Source organism: Streptococcus mitis (genome assembly GCF_001579035.1).
GTDB lineage: Bacteria > Bacillota > Bacilli > Lactobacillales > Streptococcaceae > Streptococcus > Streptococcus mitis_J.
The window spans coordinates 260763-263246 of sequence record NZ_KQ970287.1 but is presented as its reverse complement, the minus strand read 5'-3'; the positions used below and the strand labels follow the sequence as shown (position 1 = coordinate 263246).

The 2484-nt window shown below is 39.5% G+C and carries 1 protein-coding gene and 1 pseudogene; both read right to left on the bottom strand.

Annotation, left to right across the window (positions count from 1 at the left end):
• On the bottom strand, nt 1-1947 hold a 1947-nt coding region (locus SMIDD26_RS12950), incomplete at its 3' end, for a pneumococcal-type histidine triad protein (protein WP_246746935.1).
• Between the two features lie 7 nt (nt 1948-1954).
• Nucleotides 1955-2484, bottom strand: a pseudogene (gene adcAII / locus SMIDD26_RS05690) (zinc-binding lipoprotein AdcAII); the annotation flags it as partial.

Genomic DNA, 2484 nt, shown 5'->3' with positions numbered 1-2484 from the left:
AAGTTCTGGATTTCCAGTTTGGAGTGGCAAACGAACATGTTCCTTACGAACAGCATAGGGATGGATATGAGTTGGATCGTAGGCTTGGTCTGGATTTCCAAAAACAAAGAATCCGTTTGAAATTCTAATCGCTTCAAGTGGAACACCATAGGTCTTAGAAATGTAAGCAATCTTTTCTTCATCACTAGCATCTCTTGAGAAAGACTCTACCGTTTTAGCAAGAGGTTTTACAGGTTCTGCATCATGATGTGCTTTCAAATGGTCTTGTGCTGCCTTAATTTGCTCAGCTGTCAAATCTTTCTTGAAGAAGTAATGATTGTGGTCACCATGACTCATGACAAAGCCTTGATCATCCTCACTAATGACACGATCGGCATCAAAACCGTGATCATGGTCTTCCCCATGATGGTGCTCATGCTCATCATTATCGTGATCATCATGGACTGGACTTGGTGTTGCTGGACTTGCACCTTTCAAATGATCCTGTGCTGCCTTAATTTGATCAGCTGTCAAGTCCTTCTTGAAGAAGTAATGATTATGATTACCGTGACTCATGATAAATCCTGCTTCATCTTCAGCGATAATACGATTGGCATCAAAGCCGTGTCCACCTTCTTCATGTTCCTCATGTGAAACACTAGGATTGACTGGAAGAGATGGCGAAGGTATTGTTAGACCATTGTTTGGAAGAGTCGGTTGACCAATTTGATTCGTCTTAGGAATGTAATGGAAATGATCACCATGTCTGACGATATAAGCTGTGGCTGTTTCTTCAACGATATCTTTTGGATTAAAGATATAGCCATCAGATGTTGAAGAGATAGGCTTATTTGTAAGTAATGAGGCATAATTCAAAGTAGATGGATTGCTTGAAAGACTTCCAAGACTAGACGCTACTTCATGAGGTTTTTCATTTATAGAAACTGTAGAACCAGTTCCACTGATAGGCACCATTCTGGCAATCTTTTCTTCTAAGGCAGAAAGCTTGCTGTAAGGAATAAAGTGATAATGGTCGCCATGCGGAATCGCAACTCCATTTGGCGTACGGCTGATAATCTTAGCAGGGTCAAAAACCAGACCGTCTGATTCACTGTAACGTTGGTCACTAGGCGAATCATAGAGTTCTTTCAATAGACTTTGGAGATTTTCAACTGTGCTTTCTGGCTTGCTAGTTAATCCTTGTACTGTAGATTGAGTATTATTCTCACTAGCTGTTGAAGAATAGCTTAACTGACTCGGTTGCGTATTTTTCCCAGCCAGATGAGCTTTAGCTGTTGCTAATTCACTAGCAGACAAATCACTTTTTGGAATGTAGTGATAGTGACCTCCATGAGGAACGATATAAGCATCACCCGTATCTTCGATAATATCAGCTGGATTAAAGACATAACCATCATCTGTCGTATAGCGCCCCTGAGATCTTGCTACAGCAACAGCATTATCTGTGCTTGCATTATGATTATGACTGTGTTCCTGCTTCTGACGCTTAATCTCTTCTTTTGTCCGAATATTGTCCGCATGGGCCGCATCTTTAAGGTAAACATAGTATTTCCCGTCTACCTTAATGACATAACCACCCTTGATTTCATTTACAATGTCTGAATCCTTCAACTGATAATTCGGATCTTTCATGAGAAGTTCTTCACTAAAGAGGGCATCATAAGGAACTTTCCCATTATAGTAATGATAGTGGTCACCGTGTGACGTCACATAGCCCTGCTCTGTAATTTTGATGACAATTTGCTCAGCCTGAATTCCTTCTTTTTGACTGACCTGGTCTGGTGTCAAGTTTTCACTTTTCTGACTTGACTGGCTGCCATCCACATAAGAGACACGATTATTGTCCTTATTTTCCTGCGATCGATGCTGGTTCAATGCATAAGCACAAAGACTCAAGGATACGATAACAGCTGATCCGGCTGCTATATATTTTTTATTGATTTTCATTCTTTCCTCACTTTAATTCTTCTGCTAAAACACTTATATTTTCTTCCAGATTTTCTAAATAGGTCTTGTCATTTTGTGGGTCTGCCTCTAAAGGATTCAGAGTTTTAAGACCCACACCTGTTGATTTGACAAGAGTTTCAGCTACTTTTGAAGAAGCATTACTTTCTGTAAAAATCGTTTTAACCTTATAGGTTTTAACAAATTCCTGAATTTCTGTAAGTTGTCGTGGACTTGGTTCTTGTTCAGGAGAAATACCTGCAATACCAAGTTGATTGAGTCCAAATCGCTTAGCTAGATAAGAAAAGGCTGTATGTTGTGTTACAAAAGTTTTCTGACTCGCTTTTTCAAATTTAGGCTGGAATTTCTTAGTCAATTCTTGAGCTTTTTTGATAAAATCTTGCGCATTTTTTTGATAAGTTTCTTTATGTTCACTATCCACCTCTGAAAGTTTATCAGCGATAATCTGAGCTTCTTCGCCAGCTTTTTCAGGATCTAGCCAAGTGTGAGGGTCATATAGCGTTTTTTCATCAACTCCAT